This is a genomic window from Oceanobacillus sp. FSL K6-2867, from assembly GCF_037963145.1.
Taxonomy (GTDB): domain Bacteria; phylum Bacillota; class Bacilli; order Bacillales; family Amphibacillaceae; genus Oceanobacillus.
The window spans coordinates 1640119-1655360 of sequence record NZ_CP150144.1 but is presented as its reverse complement, the minus strand read 5'-3'; the positions used below and the strand labels follow the sequence as shown (position 1 = coordinate 1655360).

At 38.6% G+C, this 15242-nt stretch carries 15 protein-coding genes and 1 riboswitch; of the genes, 10 read left to right on the top strand and 5 right to left on the bottom strand.

The genetic code is table 11. The features are described from left to right. Nucleotides 1-56: 56 nt before the first annotated feature. Nucleotides 57-1793, top strand: a complete 1737-nt coding sequence (locus NSQ77_RS08165; protein ID WP_339230225.1) for an ABC transporter ATP-binding protein — start codon at nucleotides 57-59, stop codon at nucleotides 1791-1793. Between the two features lie 78 nt (nucleotides 1794-1871). On the opposite strand, the gene NSQ77_RS08160 is transcribed toward NSQ77_RS08165, so the two are convergent. Beyond that, nucleotides 1872-2351 (bottom strand): hypothetical protein, encoded by a 480-nt coding sequence (locus NSQ77_RS08160; protein ID WP_339230224.1) that lies wholly within the window; start codon nucleotides 2349-2351, stop codon nucleotides 1872-1874. Between the two features lie 155 nt (nucleotides 2352-2506). Further along, complete coding sequence (locus NSQ77_RS08155) at nucleotides 2507-2698, bottom strand: hypothetical protein (RefSeq protein WP_339230222.1); 192 nt, start codon at nucleotides 2696-2698, stop codon at nucleotides 2507-2509. 261 nt (nucleotides 2699-2959) lie between these two features. Between NSQ77_RS08155 and NSQ77_RS08150 the strand changes: the two genes are divergently transcribed. The 6 genes from NSQ77_RS08150 to NSQ77_RS08125 all read left to right on the top strand — a co-directional run bounded on the left by NSQ77_RS08150 (nucleotide 2960) and on the right by NSQ77_RS08125 (nucleotide 8091). After that, nucleotides 2960-3490, top strand: a complete 531-nt coding sequence (locus NSQ77_RS08150; protein WP_339230220.1) for an NUDIX domain-containing protein — start codon at nucleotides 2960-2962, stop codon at nucleotides 3488-3490. 52 nt (nucleotides 3491-3542) lie between these two features. After that, on the top strand, nucleotides 3543-4307 hold the full coding sequence (aroD, locus tag NSQ77_RS08145) for a type I 3-dehydroquinate dehydratase (RefSeq protein WP_339230219.1): 765 nt from the start codon (nucleotides 3543-3545) through the stop codon (nucleotides 4305-4307). Nucleotides 4308-4607: 300 nt separating this feature from the next. Further along, entirely contained in the window at nucleotides 4608-5561 is a 954-nt protein-coding gene (locus NSQ77_RS08140) for a zinc ABC transporter substrate-binding protein (protein WP_339230217.1), read from the top strand. A 1-nt stretch (nucleotide 5562) separates the two neighbouring features. Next, nucleotides 5563-6324: a metal ABC transporter ATP-binding protein gene (locus NSQ77_RS08135; RefSeq protein WP_339230215.1), complete on the top strand. Its 762-nt coding sequence runs from the start codon at nucleotides 5563-5565 to the stop codon at nucleotides 6322-6324. After that, a complete protein-coding gene (locus NSQ77_RS08130; RefSeq protein ID WP_339230213.1) occupies nucleotides 6302-7222 on the top strand; it encodes a metal ABC transporter permease in 921 nt (306 codons plus the stop codon). Before NSQ77_RS08135 ends, NSQ77_RS08130 begins: the two co-directional genes overlap by 23 nt. Then, a complete protein-coding gene (locus NSQ77_RS08125; RefSeq protein ID WP_339230211.1) occupies nucleotides 7219-8091 on the top strand; it encodes a metal ABC transporter permease in 873 nt (290 codons plus the stop codon). The genes NSQ77_RS08130 and NSQ77_RS08125 overlap by 4 nt, the downstream gene beginning before the upstream one ends. Before the next feature lie 68 nt (nucleotides 8092-8159). Here NSQ77_RS08125 and NSQ77_RS08120 read toward each other — a convergent pair whose 3' ends face one another. Then, entirely contained in the window at nucleotides 8160-9785 is a 1626-nt protein-coding gene (locus tag NSQ77_RS08120) for a catalase (RefSeq protein ID WP_339230209.1), read from the bottom strand. 310 nt (nucleotides 9786-10095) lie between these two features. Here NSQ77_RS08120 and yfkAB point away from each other — a divergent pair, with 310 nt between their 5' ends. From yfkAB to NSQ77_RS08105, 3 genes are all read left to right on the top strand, one after another. Then, nucleotides 10096-11220 (top strand): radical SAM/CxCxxxxC motif protein YfkAB, encoded by a 1125-nt coding sequence (yfkAB, locus tag NSQ77_RS08115; RefSeq protein WP_339230207.1) that lies wholly within the window; start codon nucleotides 10096-10098, stop codon nucleotides 11218-11220. Between the two features lie 257 nt (nucleotides 11221-11477). After that, the gene (gene metA, locus NSQ77_RS08110) at nucleotides 11478-12386 is read left to right on the top strand and encodes a homoserine O-succinyltransferase (RefSeq protein ID WP_339230205.1); all 909 of its coding nucleotides are present in this window, start codon (nucleotides 11478-11480) and stop codon (nucleotides 12384-12386) included. Between the two features lie 175 nt (nucleotides 12387-12561). Then, the gene (locus NSQ77_RS08105; protein ID WP_339230204.1) at nucleotides 12562-13626 is read left to right on the top strand and encodes a mechanosensitive ion channel family protein; all 1065 of its coding nucleotides are present in this window, start codon (nucleotides 12562-12564) and stop codon (nucleotides 13624-13626) included. A gap of 94 nt (nucleotides 13627-13720) precedes the next feature. Here NSQ77_RS08105 and NSQ77_RS08100 read toward each other — a convergent pair whose 3' ends face one another. Both NSQ77_RS08100 and NSQ77_RS08095 read right to left on the bottom strand, forming a co-directional pair. Further along, on the bottom strand, nucleotides 13721-14488 hold the full coding sequence (locus NSQ77_RS08100; protein ID WP_339230202.1) for a DUF3891 family protein: 768 nt from the start codon (nucleotides 14486-14488) through the stop codon (nucleotides 13721-13723). Nucleotides 14489-14591: 103 nt separating this feature from the next. Next, entirely contained in the window at nucleotides 14592-15077 is a 486-nt protein-coding gene (locus NSQ77_RS08095; protein WP_339230200.1) for a QueT transporter family protein, read from the bottom strand. A 7-nt stretch (nucleotides 15078-15084) separates the two neighbouring features. Beyond that, a riboswitch (PreQ1 riboswitch) is annotated at nucleotides 15085-15129 on the bottom strand. Nucleotides 15130-15242: the final 113 nt, after the last annotated feature.

The following is a 15242-nucleotide window of genomic DNA, read 5'->3' as shown; positions in this document are numbered from 1 at the left end:
GAGGGGAAGAATATTCCCTCTCCTTTATAATTAAAAAGAAAGACAGGAGTTATCCAATGGAAAAATCGCAGAAAAATGGTGTTAAACCCTTTTTATCTTTAATTGTATCTGCAAAAATCCCAAAAGCTGCATTGACTTTTGGTTTGATTGGAAGTGTTATTACTACACTTGTCGGACTGACAATTCCAATGTTGACGAGGGAACTAGTAGATGGATTCTCTGTAGCGTCTTTGAGCGGAACACTCGTTATTGCTATTCTGGCAGTCTTTATTATTCAAGCAGTAATTGATGGGCTGTCCACCTATTTACTTGCTGCAGTTGGACAAAAAATCGTTGCTAGACTGCGCCAGAAAATGTGGCTCAAGCTGATCCGTTTGCCAGTTAGTTATTTTGATAAACAAGCAAGTGGGGAGTCGGTAAGTCGTGTGATTAATGATACAGGGATTGTGAAGGATTTAATCTCACAGCATTTCCCGCAATTCATTACTGGTCTTATCTCCATTATTGGTGCAGTCATCATTCTATTTATTATGGACTGGAAAATGACGTTAATAATGCTGATTGCTGTTCCGGTTACGGTAGCAATCATGGTGCCATTAGGGACGAGAATGGCTAAGATATCAAAAGGCTTGCAGGATGAGACGGCAACATTTAATGGGAAAATCCAACAAACAATCAGTGAAATCCGTTTAATGAAAGCATCTACTGCGGAACAAGCTGAAGCAACAAAAGGGATTAATGGTATTGGGAAATTATTAAGCTATGGATTGAAAGAGGCGCGCATTTTTGCGTTGATCGGTCCGTTTATGTATACCATTGTCATGTTAGTTATCGTTGTCATAATAGGTTATGGCGGGATCCGGGTTGCAGAAGGGACGATGTCCACAGGTTCACTCGTTGCGTTTTTACTGTATTTATTCCAAATCATTTTTCCAATTACAACCTTTGCAATGTTTTTCACAGAATTGCAAAAGGCAAAAGGTGCTACAGAGCGGATTATTGAGATTTTAGAAATCCCTGAGGAAGCTGGCCAAGAAGGCAAAGATAAAGATATTGCGAACCAACCAATCGTTGTTTCGAACATGTCATTTGCATATAGTGATGACGAACCAGTTATCAAGAATGTTACCTTCGAAGCTTTGCCGGGTGAAATGATTGCTTTTGCAGGTCCGAGCGGTGGTGGGAAGACGACCCTATTCGGATTGATTGAAAGATATTATGAACCAACAACTGGAGAGATACGAATTGGGGACACACCAATTCAGGAATTATCACTTACATCTTGGCGCAGTCAAATTGGTTATGTTTCTCAGGAAAGTGCTATGATGGCTGGAACAATCCGGGAAAATTTAACGTACGGGCTAAGTAATGCAGCAGAAATTTCCGACGAACGCTTATGGGAAGTTGCTAAAATGGCTTATGCCGATCAATTTATTAAAACATTTGCAGAAGGCTTGGATACAGAAGTAGGGGAGCGCGGTGTGAAATTATCTGGCGGACAACGGCAGCGGATTAATATCGCGCGAGCATTCTTACGGAATCCTAAGATCTTAATGCTGGATGAAGCAACGGCAAGCTTAGATAGCCAATCAGAGCATGCTGTCCAAGAAGCATTAACACGATTAATGGAAGGCCGTACAACATTCGTCATTGCCCACAGGCTATCAACAATTGTTGATGCAGATAAAATTATTTTTATTGAAAAAGGGCACGTAACAGGAATGGGTACACATCAGGAATTGACAGCGTCACATTCGCTGTATCATGAGTTTGCCGAGCAGCAGTTGACGTGAATAAGAATCGGAAACCACTGTTTCAAAAGGAACGGTGGTTTTTTGATTACATTTATTGTCTGGTGTGGGGGCTGAAACTCAATCAAAAATATTAGATGGTGAATATTTTCTTAAAATATTTATAATTTGTTTTCCATCACTAGCATGCTTTTCAGAGTATTGCACAGGGAAAAGAGAAAAGAACATATAGTAAATAGTAAAGTAGCCAAACTGATAGAAAAATTGCGTCTCGGGCAACCAGCCTATAATAATAAACAGATTGACTAAAAGAATAGAAATCAAGTTTAATAATACGCCTCCGCCATGAACGAGCAGATGTGTTAAACGCGTATTTTTTCTCAGGGATTCATAATGGCAATAGGAATCTAAGAAATAATATCGATTCACTGTAATGGTGCCTATTTTGAATAACAATTTCCCTCTCCCTAGAATTATTTCTGACCTCCCGCCAAATAAAAGTGCCATTAAATAATGACCTAATTGATGTATAAGTGCGACTATTGGAAGCAATACAAAGAACGCCCAAAATGCAGTTATTAAATCTTTCCATTCGAACATTATCTCAACCCCATCTCTACAATGGACTAATATCCGATTTTTCACGTTTTTAAACCGTTCCTTTTTTAAAAATTAGTTTATATGGTTTTTGGATATTATCAGATGTTTCGAATGAAAAGCTAAGCAGAATTCTTTCTGCTTAGCCTGTCTGAATGCTATTTTTTGCGATTCTTAACGACTTGCTGACCAACAAGCCCAATAATTAATATGATAATTGAAATGATGCTGTAGTCTATAAAAAAACTTGTGAACGGGAGATCGAGTAATAGAAATACCGCTGTTAGAATCCGGCCCAGCAGCAGTATCAGTCCTACAACGATCATCCAATCAAATAACTTCGTTAGCATATCTAATCTCCTTTACTAGCTTCTGGGGGAGGAAGCTTAATTCATCTTATTGTATCTGTTTTATAAAATTAGCATAAGTCTTCAGATATCTTTTCAATATGCTATACTACGTCTAAAAGCATACGGCTATTACATGGTTATCCATACTATAATAATGGTTGACACTATGTTTAATATAGCACGAATCATTTAATGGGGCTTCCCTAATTCGTAAAAGCTGGCACAGACAAGAAAGTAAGATAGTTATGAAGGGGTGGGAGTATGGAGGCATGGGATGTTTACGATAAAGACAGGAAACTGACAGGTAAGCAAATGAATCGGGGGGATCCATTCGAACAAGGTGCTTACCATTTAGTGGTTCATGTCTGTCTATTTAATCAACTTGGAGAAATGCTGATTCAACAGAGGCAACCAAGTAAGGGAAATTGGAAGAACATGTGGGATATTACCGTAGGCGGCAGTGCAATAACAGGTGAAACAAGTCAACAAGCTGCGGAAAGAGAAGTGAAAGAAGAAATTGATTTTGCGCTTAACCTGCAAAATAAGCGCCCATCTCTAACTGTTAACTTTGAATATGGATTTGATGATTATTATCTTATTGAAACGGATTTAAACATCGAAAGTCTTTCATTGCCAACTGAAGAAGTAAAACAGGTAAGATGGGCGTCGCAGAATGACATTATCAATATAATTTCAGAAGGTCTATTTATACCTTATCATAAGTCGTTAATTGCATTGTTGTTTGATATGAGATACAGCATGGGAGCGCACAACCAAAGAATCGGTCAATAAATTCAGGAATATAGGATCCTATAATAATAAAATGAAGAAGGAGTTGGAATTCTTGTCCCATACAATAACCATAAGGCAGCAAACCATCGGAGAAGGTGCTCCGAAAATATGTGTTCCATTAGTTGGCGGAACTCATGCTGAATTAACGGAAGAAGCGACATTTTTAACGTCCTTGGATGTGGATTTAGTGGAATGGCGTGTGGACTTCTTCGAGATGGCAGAAGACATTGAGAAGGTTAAATCAGTACTTATTGATCTCCGAGAGATATTGGGGGATATGCCGCTTATATTTACGTTTCGCAGTGCGAAAGAGGGCGGAGAAAGAGAACTCTCATCTGGTTCATATTCGGCGCTAAACACAGCCATGATTAAAACTAGATTAATCGATATTGTTGATATTGAGCTATTTAATGAAGAACAAACCGTGAAATCATTGATACATATTGCACAGGAGAACGGAGTATATGTAATCCTGTCTAACCATGACTTTAAAAAGACTCCAACGAAAACTGAAATGATAGGTCGTTTAAAAAAAGCTCAGGAACTTGGAGGAGATATCCCTAAGATTGCAGTAATGCCAAAGAATGCTGGTGATGTCTTAACATTATTAGAAGCGACAAACGAAATGAAGGAGCGCTATGCAAATCGCCCGATTATAACAATGTCGATGGCTGGTGCGGGCGTAATTAGCCGTTTGACAGGGGAACTATTTGGTTCCGCGATTACGTTTGGAGCAGCGAAAAAAGCATCTGCACCCGGACAGATTGATATCCATGAATTACGATCAATCTTAAATGTTATTCATAAAAATCTATAGCTTGTTAAAAGAGTCTCTTTCCTATTTTAGAAAGGGATTTTTTATTTTTTAGACAAAAGTAAAACCAGTCATGTTAAAGATCCGCGAAATAACCCATCCTCTCACATTTCAAAGTCTCGTAGAGCAGCTGGATTTGTCATCAATAGGAGTTTTACTTCACCAAAACATTGTACAGTAAATGTTTCCTTAGGGAAAAATAATACACTATAACAAAAACACTTGACAACAGCTAATAATAGGATTAAATTTATAATTAACAAATAAAGTTTACCAAGAGAAAAACTAAAGGGAGGATACAAAATGGGAGGTTTTACACAAAAGATATGGAGGTTGGCATTATTTGCTGTGATTATTTTGCTTGCAGCGTGTAATTCAGAAGGTGGAGCATCTGGGGAAACGGATGGACCGGGAGATGAAAAAATAAAGGTGCTAACGACGATTGCCCAAATAGGTGAACCACTATCGAAAATTGGTGGGGATCGTGTAGATGTTGAAAGTCTAATGGGGCCATCGGTGGATCCGCATCTTTACAATCCGACCCAAAGCGACATTTCAAAGGTAAATGAAGCGGAGGTTATTTTTTATAACGGCTTAAATTTAGAAGTGAACATGGTTAAAGTATTTGATTCAATTGGTGATACTAAGCCTGTCCTGGCAATTGGTGATAGTCTTTCAGAAGATGCTTTATTACATGATGAGGACGGAGCGATTGATCCGCATATCTGGTTTGATCTTGATTTGTGGAAGGCGGCATTGGATGCAGCAGTTGAGGAGCTGAAAGCATACTCACCAGAGGATGCGGATTACTTTGAGGAAAATAAAACGCAATATTTTGCTGAATTGGAAGAGTTAAAGCAAGAAGCAGAGAAGCTAGCGGATATTCCGGAAAGTGGACGTGTTCTGGTGACAGCACATGATGCATTCGGGTATTTTGGCAGAATGCATGATATGGAAGTAATAGGTCTCCAAGGGTTGAGTACGGAAGATGAAATTGGGATTTCTGATATTAACGATACAATTGCAATTATTAAAGAATACCAGGTTCCTGCAATATTCGTAGAAAGCAGTATTAATTCAAGTTCTATTGAGGCTGTAATTGAAGGTGCTAAAAGCGAAGGGGTGGACATTGAGTTAGGTGGAGAACTATTCTCTGATGCGATGGGTTCACCTGAAAGTGAAGAGGGGACGTACATTGGAATGTATCGTCATAATGTGAATACAATTTATGATGCATTAACTGGGGGAGCTGAGTAACATGGCAACACCAATTTTACAGGTAGAAAATTTATCCGCTTCATACCGGAAAAATACGGTGCTTCATGATGTTAATTTTGAAGTGAACGGAGGTTCTTTAACAGGAATCGTTGGACCGAATGGAGCGGGAAAATCAACATTATTAAAAACGATATTAAATCTTCATCCTTCCTTAACGGGATCTGTAAAATTTTTCGATCTTCCATTTGCAAAAGCAAAGAAACGGATTGGGTATGTTCCACAGCGTGGTTCTGTCGACTGGGATTTCCCAACGGATGCACTTGATGTCGTGACAATGGGACTGTATGGGCAAATCAGATGGTTGAGAAGACCATCCCGTTTGCATAAAGAAAGAGCATATGGGGCATTGGACAAAATGGGAATGGCAGATTATGCGAATCGGCAAATAAGTCAGCTTTCCGGTGGTCAGCAGCAACGCGTCTTTTTAGCCCGAGCTTTAGTACAGGATGCGGATTTTTACTTTATGGACGAACCGCTTGCCGGTGTAGACGCTGCTACAGAGCAAGCAATCATGAAGATTTTAAAAGAGCTGAAAGCAATAGGTAAGACCGTTATGGTTGTTCATCATGATTTGCAGACGGTAGAAGATTACTTCGATCACGTCCTATTGTTAAACCGCACTGTTATTAAACATGGAAAAACGAAGCAGATTTTTACTAGAGAAAATATTTCCAATACTTATGGAGGGAATATGCGCTGGATGGGAGAGGAAAAACGTCATGCTGTCCATTCTATTGAATAGTAATACAGGGTGGGTGCTGTTGAGTACGATGATCTTAGGTATTGCTGCAGGGACCATAGGTTGCATGGCTTATTGGAAACGGCAAAATCTGATGAGTGATGCATTATCGCATGCCGCATTGCCAGGTGTTGTAATAGCCTTTCTTATTATTGGAGAGAAAAATCTGCTTTTACTTATAGTTGGGGCTGCAATCAGTGCATTAATCGGTGCATTTTTAATCCAGTGGATTACAACAGCCAGCCGGATTTCAGAGGATTCAGCTATGGGGATGGTGTTAGCTATCTTCTATGGTTTCGGAATCATGCTCTTAACCGTTGCCAATCGATCTGCGGGAGGAAATCAAAGTGGATTGGATGGCTTTATTTACGGGCAGGCTGCAGCGATGGTTCGTACAGACGTAATCACGATGCTGCTGTTAGCGCTGCTTGTTGTTTTCATTGTATTTCTTGGTTTTAAAGAATGGAAGCTTTATCTCTTTGATCAGCAGTTTGCCAAGGGAATAGGACTATCTATTAAAGGGATGAATACATTATATACGGCATTGCTTGTTACAACCATTGTAGTTGGAATTCAAGCTGTCGGTGTTATTTTAATGGCAGCGATGTTAATTATTCCGGCTGTAAGTGCTCGTTATTGGACACAGTCTTTTAAGGTCATGATTCTATTATCTGCAACCTTTGGCGGACTAGCGGGTGCAGCAGGCACGTTAATCAGCGCGTTGGGGAGCGGTCTTCCTACTGGTCCGTTTATTGTAGTTGTAGGTGCCGGATTTTTTGTTATATCACTTGTTTTTGGTAAAGAAAAAGGTATTCTAATCAATTATTTGCAATTTAAGTTGCATCAGAGGACAGAGCAAACAAATGCTCAAACACTGAAACAGGAAGGGTGGGAGAAATGACGTATACAGTATGGATTATTTTAACTGCTGCCCTGGTAGGGCTTTCCTGTGGTGTTATCGGCGTTTTCCTTATATTAAGGAAAACAGCAATGATGGCAGATGCAATTAGTCACACGGTTCTATTAGGTATCGTAATCGCCTTTATTATTACACGTGAAGTAAGTGGGACTGCAATGTTAATTGGAGGGATACTGGCAGGGGTTTTTACAGCTTTTCTTGTGCAGTGGCTGCATTCTTTGAGTGTACAGCATGATGCATCAATGGGAATTGTTTTTACCACATTATTCGCTGTTGGAGTTATATTAATTGCTACCTCAGCTGGAAATGCACACTTAGATGTAAAGCATGCATTAATGGGAGAAATAACATTTATTCCATTCCATACTATTACTTTGCCGTTTATCGGTTCCATACCGGCAGCGACAGCGTTACTATTAGCAGTTCTGGCGGTTGTTCTATTTTTTATTATTGCTTTTTATAAAGAATGGAAAATTACATCGTTTGATCCAGCATTAGCGGCAAGTCTTGGTATACCAGTAATACTCATGCATTATCTTTTTATGGGCCTAGTATCAGTAACAACAGTTGCTTCATTTGATGCTGTAGGAGCGATTATGGTTGTAGCTATGTTAATTACGCCTGCTGCCTCGGCTTATTTATGGACGGATAGGCTATCCTTAATGCTTTTGCTAAGTGGTGCCTTTGGGGTGATTTCTGCAGTATCTGGGTATTATATCGCAGCTTGGATTGATACATCGATTTCAGGTTCAATGGCTTTCGCAACTGGCTTGGTATTTATGATAAGCTTTATTTTTTCGCCGAAGCATGGTTTGATTGCAAAACGTGTGCGACCGATTGAAACAATGTAAAAGCGCTGCTTTTAAAGCAGCGCTTTTACATTGTTTGTTATTCTGTGGTCTAACCATGATCCTGAATTTTAATAAGGCTCTGCATCATGTCCTTTATCAATTGCCTCTTTTACTGCTTTTCCAGCATCCTTCGCACCAAGCGGATGTATTTCTTCAGCAGATTCCATCTTGGTAGAACTTGACTTCTTGCTTGCTTCAGCTATTCCTTCGCGTAATCTACGTCCATATTCTTCGTCAGCTTGCTCTGCTAATGCAATCATTTTGTCCTGGATTACCTTTGCGCAGGTTGAAAGGTCACCAACAAGATTGGAAATTAATTCGTCTTTTTCCCATTGTTCAAATTTACGATATGTTTCTCCTGCTTGCTTTGTATTATCATTTCGATCAATGGATTCCCGTACAAGATTGCCTTCAACCTTTGGTGTGTACTCTTTTCCTGTTTGTTCACCTTCTTTTAATCCACCTAAGCTGGATGGCTCATAATTCACATGAAGATTCTGGCCTGGCGCTTTGTCGTTATGGTAACGTAATTGCCCGCCTTCTTGATTTGTTGCTACTCGCTTTTTAGCGGCGTTTATTGGAACTTGCAAATAGTTTGCACCTACCCGATACCGCTGTGTGTCAGAATAAGAGAATGTGCGGCCCTGTAACATCTTATCGTCAGAGAAATCAAGTCCATCAACAAGGACACCAGTTCCAAAGGAAGCTTGCTCTACTTCATTAAAGTAGTTTTCCGGGTTTTTATTTAGAACCATTTTTCCAACTGGATGCCATGGAAACTGATCATCTGGCCATAATTTCGTATCATCGAGCGGATCAAAGTCTAATTCAGGGTGAGGGCCATCCTCCATAATTTGTACGAACAGTTCCCACTCCGGATAATCGCCTTTTTCAATTGCTTCATATAAATCCTGTGTAGCATGGTTGAAATTTTTCCCCTGTATTGCTTCTGCTTCTTTCATTGTTAAATTTTTGATCCCTTGTTTTGGTTCCCAGTGATATTTTACAAGAACCGCTTTACCTTCATTATTTACCCATTTATACGTATTAACGCCAGAGCCTTGCATCATTCGATAGTTTGCTGGGATCCCCCATGGTGAATAAATAAAGGTCACCATATGAAAGGATTCTGGAGAGTTTGCACAAAAATCAAAGAAACGCTCACTATCCTGGATATTTGTTACTGGGTCTGGTCGGAAGGCATGGATCATATCTGGGAATTTCATGGCATCCCGGATAAAGAAAATCTTAATATTGTTTCCAACCAAATCCCAGTTTCCATCCTCTGTGTAAAATTTGACTGCAAATCCACGAGGATCACGAACTGTTTCTGGAGAGTGGACACCATGAACAACCGTTGAAAAACGTACAAAGACAGGGGTTTGTTTACCTTTTTCCTGGAAAACCTTAGCTCGTGTATATTTTGAAACAGGGTCATCACCTACCGTGCCATATGTTTCAAAGTAGCCATGTGCTCCAGCACCTCGTGCATGCACAATCCGTTCAGGAACCTTTTCACGATCAAAGTGACTAATCTTCTCGATAAAGTCATAGTTCTCAAGTGTCGCCGGACCACGGTTGCCAACCGTTCGGATGTTCTGGTTGTTTGTAACTGGATGTCCTTGGCGGGTTGTTAACGTATCTTCATTTTCAATATTTGTCTTGGAATTTTCATATGATGGATCTTTACCCATTAAAACATCTCCCATTCTTCGTGTTATTTCCAATTAAAGTTTATCCATCATTAGCGTTTCCATATAATCCAGAATTAATCAGATATTTTCAGATGGAAATGGAATTACTCATAACTAATAAAGCTGGACCACGTCTTTAAATAGCGTATATTTACAAACTACGGTCAATAGGCTATTTATAATTGGTCACTATTTTTCAGTTTTCATTGTGAACATAAGAATTCGGCTAGTGTAAAATCAGCCATGCAAATACCATGAAAAGTGATACAATAAAGAACGTATTGCTTTGTATAGAAAGGGAGAATCATAGATGACAACAAAGGTGACGCAACCTCTTATAACACCTTTAAATGACCCGTGGGAAGCCTATATGGATGTAGAAGCATATGGCGAAATGACTTTATCAAATATTGAATTTACTACAACTAACATGTGTAATATGCGCTGCGCTCATTGTGCGGTAGGTTATACGCTGCAAAACAGTGATCCGGATGCACTGCCAATTGAGCTGCTTATCAAGCGTTTAGAGGAAATCCCAAAGCTTCGCACACTAAGTATTACCGGCGGAGAACCGATGATGAATAAAAAGATGGTTCGTAACTATGTAATTCCTTTACTAGAATATGCCCGTCATCGCGGTGTAAAAACACAGATGAACTCTAATTTAACATTGCCTTTCGCACGTTATGAGGATATTATTCCTTACCTTGATGTATTGCATATCTCTCACAACTGGGGGACTGCTGAAGAGTTTGCTCAAACTGGGTTTGCGATGATGGAACGTAAGCCGTCACTTGAAAACCGGAAAAAATACTTTGATCGTTTAGTAGAAAATTCGCAGCGTCTGTCAGCGAATGGTGTCATGGTTTCAGCAGAAACAATGCTGAATAAGCGAACATTCCCATATTTAGAACAAATTCATGACCATATTAATGAAATGGGCTGTGCAAGACACGAGGTGCATCCAATGTATCCAGTTGATTACGCAAGCACAATGGAAACGTTAAGTTTAGAGGAAATGCGAACAGCAATCGAGAGACTTTTAGAACATCGCAACCCTGATATGTGGATGCTGTTTGGAACGTTGCCGTTTTATGCTTGCAGTGCAAATGAAGCGGACTTAGCATTGTTGAAACGCCTCTATAAAGAAAAAAACGTAACGGTTAGAAATGACCCAGATGGCAGATCACGCTTAAATGTCAATATTTTTACGGGCGAAGTAATTGTGACAGATTTTGGTGACGAGCCATCCTTAGGAAACATACAAACGACTTCTTTGCAGGAATCGTATAATCGATGGATGGATACGAAAACAGCTAAAAGCTTAAACTGCCATTGCCCTGCAGTGAAATGTCTTGGACCAAATGTTTTAGTGAAAAATGCATATTATCCCGATGTTGATTTTCAGAGACGAGAAGCAATGATTAGACTTTAATTTGTTTATTCTTGTTATAAAAAGTATAAACTCTGCTTTAGGAGCAGGGTTTATGCGATCCAAATCGTGAGAAAATCGAATACCCCCTGCCAATTTTAAGCCGCTTTGCCAAAAATTCAATATTCATTCTAAGAAGAGCCATCCTATTAAGCGAAATTATCAAAATATAACTAAACTTTTAACTTGAATTTTTTATTGTAGGTATTACAATGAATAATAACTTAATAGTATTTTTTCCGGAGGGGGATCATATAAAAATGCCGATTAGAATACCGGGACAATTGCCGGCGAAGGAGATTCTGGAGCAGGAGAATATATTTGTAATGGAAGAAGAGCGTGCGGTTACGCAGGATATACGACCATTGAATATATTAATACTGAATTTAATGCCTGAAAAACAAAAAACAGAAGCACATCTCCTTCGGTATCTTGGAAATACGCCAATTCAAGTAAATGTATCTTTTTTAAAGATGACAACACATTATTCTAAAACAACGAGCAAGTATCATTTAGACACATTCTATAAAACATTTTCTGAAATTAAAGATAAACGCTTTGATGGAATGATTATTACGGGCTCTCCTGTTGAGCATTTACAATTTGAAGAAGTAGATTACTGGGAAGAATTGCAAGAAATTATGAATTGGTCAAAAGAAAACGTTACCTCGACACTGCATATATGCTGGGGAGCGCAGGCGGCGCTTTATCATCATTATGGAATTAATAAGCATGAACTGCCACAAAAATGCTTTGGTATTTTTGAACATGAGGTATTACACCGGAATGAGAATCTCGTTCGTGGCTTTGATGATTATTTCCTTGCTCCGCATTCAAGATATACAGATATTTCATACAAAGAAATCGCTAATCATCCAGAGTTAAGAATCTTGGCCCATTCCGATAAGGCGGGTATTTTTCTAATGGCATCAAAAGATGGAAAAAATATAATGGCAACGGGTCATCTGGAATATAGTGCAACTACATTGGCAGAAGAATATCATCGGGATCATAAAAGAGGCATTCCGACGCAATTGCCGGAGAACTATTTCCCGAATGATAATCCAGAAGAAAAACCATTACATCGCTGGAAAAGTCATAGCAGCTTATTATTCTCGAACTGGCTGAATTATTATGTGTACCAAACAACACCATATGAATGGGATTGATTAATAGAAATTCGGGCTGTGCATCCTCGGCAAGGGAGGTTGTTGCAGCTCTTTTTGCTTGGAAAGGATAAAATTTATTAACAGTGCGCCCTGAGATTTTGCTCTTGACATAAATCTATAAATGACAAGAAAAATAGGATATACTATGAAAATAGATTGACTCGGAGGTAGCAATATGTTTTGGAAGGAAATTTTTACATATGAGCATTTAATTCAGATTGGAGTCAGTATTGGTATATTTCTGCTCTTCCTTTTATTAAGGAAGCTGTTTACGAAATATGTTTTTTCTATATTGCTGAAGGTGACTCAAAAAACACGGGCAGATTTTATCAGGGCGATATTTCTTGCATTTGAAAAGCCGGCACAATGGTTATTTATCATTATCGGGCTTTTTATCGCTATGATTTATTTTCCATTTCTAAGTCATACGAATGACTTGTTTTTAAAAATAATCCGATCCTTCATTATTATGATGATTACCTGGGGACTGTATAATTTAGCATCTTCGTCATCTGTATTTTTTACAAAAGTAACTCAAAAATATCAATTTGATGTGGATAACCTGATCATTCCGCTGCTATCAAAAGCACTTCGATTTATCATTGTAGCCATTAGTATTACTGCAATCCTTCAAGAATTCGATTATGAAATTAGTGGATTTATTGCTGGTCTTGGGCTTGGAGGGCTAGCGATTTCACTGGCTGCAAAAGATGCTCTTGCCAATATGTTTGGCGGTATTGTGATTATTATGGAGAAACCTTTTCGAATTGGGGATTGGATTATGACACCGAGTGTGGAAGGAACGATTGAAGAGATTACGTTCAGAAGCACTAAAATAAGAACCTTTTCAGATGCTTTAGTGACCGTTCCAAATGCAACGTTGGCTAATGAATCAATTACAAACTGGAGTAAAATGGAAAAGAGGCAAATTTCCTTTAATGTACAATTCCCTCCTGATACGCCAAGCGAAGAATTGCAAGATTTTATTAGACAAATGGATTATTTATTGAAGAATCACTCTGGAATTGATCAGGAAACAATTCTTGTAAACTTTGATAAGTATCAAGCGGATGGCTTGGATGTATTTCTGTATTTCTTTACAAAAACAACGGTATGGAAGGAATACTTAGATATAAAAGAAGAGATCAATTTCCATATTCTTGATTTACTTCATAATCAAGCAACAATCGAAGTGATGGAAAATAGCACGGTTGATCAGTATGAAGCAGAGGAAGATTAAAATCCGGATGGAATGGTACGGGATAGTCAGAAATGAATCATTCTTTGCTTCCCCCCTTTTTCAACAGGGGGAAGCAAAGAATGATTTGATGTTTTTAGGAAGTAGTAATTGTTACTTTCGATTCCTCTAAAGCTGCTTCTTCATAGCTGGCGATTAATCCCTTAGCTGAAAGATCATTCTTTGATATAACTTTTTGTTTCACGATAACATCAAACGGCTCTTCAAATGGAAAATCATCCAGTACAACTGTGTTCCCATTTTTCCAATGCAATTGTAAGGTGGAATTGCAAAATTCGTGCAATGCTTGATTCATGGGAATTCCTTCTTTAAAAAAAGGATGTTCTGCTTCTTTATCAATGCCAGGTTCATTCACACAAAGATATAAAGAAAGGTTATCACTGAATTGAATAAGACCGTAATGAAAATTAAACAAACGTTTGTTGAATGCATTTCGGGTATCAATAATTGCCTGTTGTCGTGTGTTTTCTGTTGTAACAAATTCCTGAGCTTCTAATGAGGTATGATTCATAAGGAAGCGTTTATAGTGCTCGCTGCATAAGAGAGCCGCATATGAATCTACCTGTTCGACAACATCAATCCCATGCTTATAAAGAACAATTTTTGGCTGAATGGGGAAATCGAAAAAAGAGTAGGGGATTCCTTTTTCATCGTTCAGAAATGGTTGTTTGTCAAACTCCTTCCAGCCACAGTCATGCTGGTATGCTGCAAATTCAACAGAGCTTCGTAAATCAACTCCTGGAAAGTAATCTTTTTTCCATCGTTTCACAATATCACCGGAAATAGCTGCATGGTGATCCTGCTGAATCAATATAAAATCGTGATCACGTTCTCGAACAATCATGCTATCCATCCTCTCCGACTTTACGTAACCTTAGTATAAGCAAAATCTGCATATGATGGAAATAAAACAACCCCTTCATTCGCATGCGAATGAAGGGGTTGTTTTAAATAAGACGACCAAATTTTAATCGCTTATTGAGGGCGTAAATAATTGGAATACCGATAGCTAATACAACGAACTCACCAACAGCGGTTGTATACCATGTCAACATGAATGGAAATTGTAAAGCTAGCTTCAATTCAAATGCGATAATAAACATATTGAACGTAAAGACTATAGTATTCGCAGCGAGCAGCACCCAAATATTTTTAATATATTTTGCTAGTAGGATGATGATAGCTAATGAAATTGCGGAATGTGCTACGCCAAAGACTAAATCAAACCACCCTAAAGGTGAAAATAATAGGTTATATAAAAATACCCCTATTACAATTCCGAAAAAATACCGCTTATCGAATACGATAAGATGGTTAAATACCTCAGAAACCCGGAATTGGATGTTTGTAAAACCGAATGGAACAATAAGTGCGGAAACAGCAATATATAACGCTGCTATTAGCCCATTCACCACAAGGGTTCTTACTTTCATTGTTAATCTCTCCTTAGTTTTTTATCGTGGGATGTTTTCGAACCACGTGAAACATATGCTATCATACCAGTGTTTATAAGCTGTTGTAAATACTATTGTGTAAAATTTACTAATGGAAAAGATAGGCACATTACATAAACACTCCTCATACAATGAATTTGGAAT

Bases quoted from the DNA above. Each gene is read 5' to 3' on its own strand.
- NSQ77_RS08100 (WP_339230202.1), bottom strand. From the start codon at position 14,488: ATGATTGTTCGAGAACGTGATCACGATTTTATATTGATTCAGCAGGAT.
- NSQ77_RS08125 (WP_339230211.1), top strand. From the start codon at position 7,219: ATGACGTATACAGTATGGATTATTTTAACTGCTGCCCTGGTAGGGCTT.
- NSQ77_RS08150 (WP_339230220.1), top strand. From the start codon at position 2,960: ATGGAGGCATGGGATGTTTACGATAAAGACAGGAAACTGACAGGTAAG.
- NSQ77_RS08120 (WP_339230209.1), bottom strand. From the start codon at position 9,785: ATGGGTAAAGATCCATCATATGAAAATTCCAAGACAAATATTGAAAAT.
- NSQ77_RS08105 (WP_339230204.1), top strand. From the start codon at position 12,562: ATGTTTTGGAAGGAAATTTTTACATATGAGCATTTAATTCAGATTGGA.
- NSQ77_RS08165 (WP_339230225.1), top strand. From the start codon at position 57: ATGGAAAAATCGCAGAAAAATGGTGTTAAACCCTTTTTATCTTTAATT.
- NSQ77_RS08140 (WP_339230217.1), top strand. From the start codon at position 4,608: ATGGGAGGTTTTACACAAAAGATATGGAGGTTGGCATTATTTGCTGTG.
- metA (WP_339230205.1), top strand. From the start codon at position 11,478: ATGCCGATTAGAATACCGGGACAATTGCCGGCGAAGGAGATTCTGGAG.
- NSQ77_RS08160 (WP_339230224.1), bottom strand. From the start codon at position 2,351: ATGTTCGAATGGAAAGATTTAATAACTGCATTTTGGGCGTTCTTTGTA.
- NSQ77_RS08155 (WP_339230222.1), bottom strand. From the start codon at position 2,698: ATGCTAACGAAGTTATTTGATTGGATGATCGTTGTAGGACTGATACTG.
- yfkAB (WP_339230207.1), top strand. From the start codon at position 10,096: ATGACAACAAAGGTGACGCAACCTCTTATAACACCTTTAAATGACCCG.
- NSQ77_RS08130 (WP_339230213.1), top strand. From the start codon at position 6,302: ATGCTGTCCATTCTATTGAATAGTAATACAGGGTGGGTGCTGTTGAGT.
- NSQ77_RS08135 (WP_339230215.1), top strand. From the start codon at position 5,563: ATGGCAACACCAATTTTACAGGTAGAAAATTTATCCGCTTCATACCGG.
- NSQ77_RS08095 (WP_339230200.1), bottom strand. From the start codon at position 15,077: ATGAAAGTAAGAACCCTTGTGGTGAATGGGCTAATAGCAGCGTTATAT.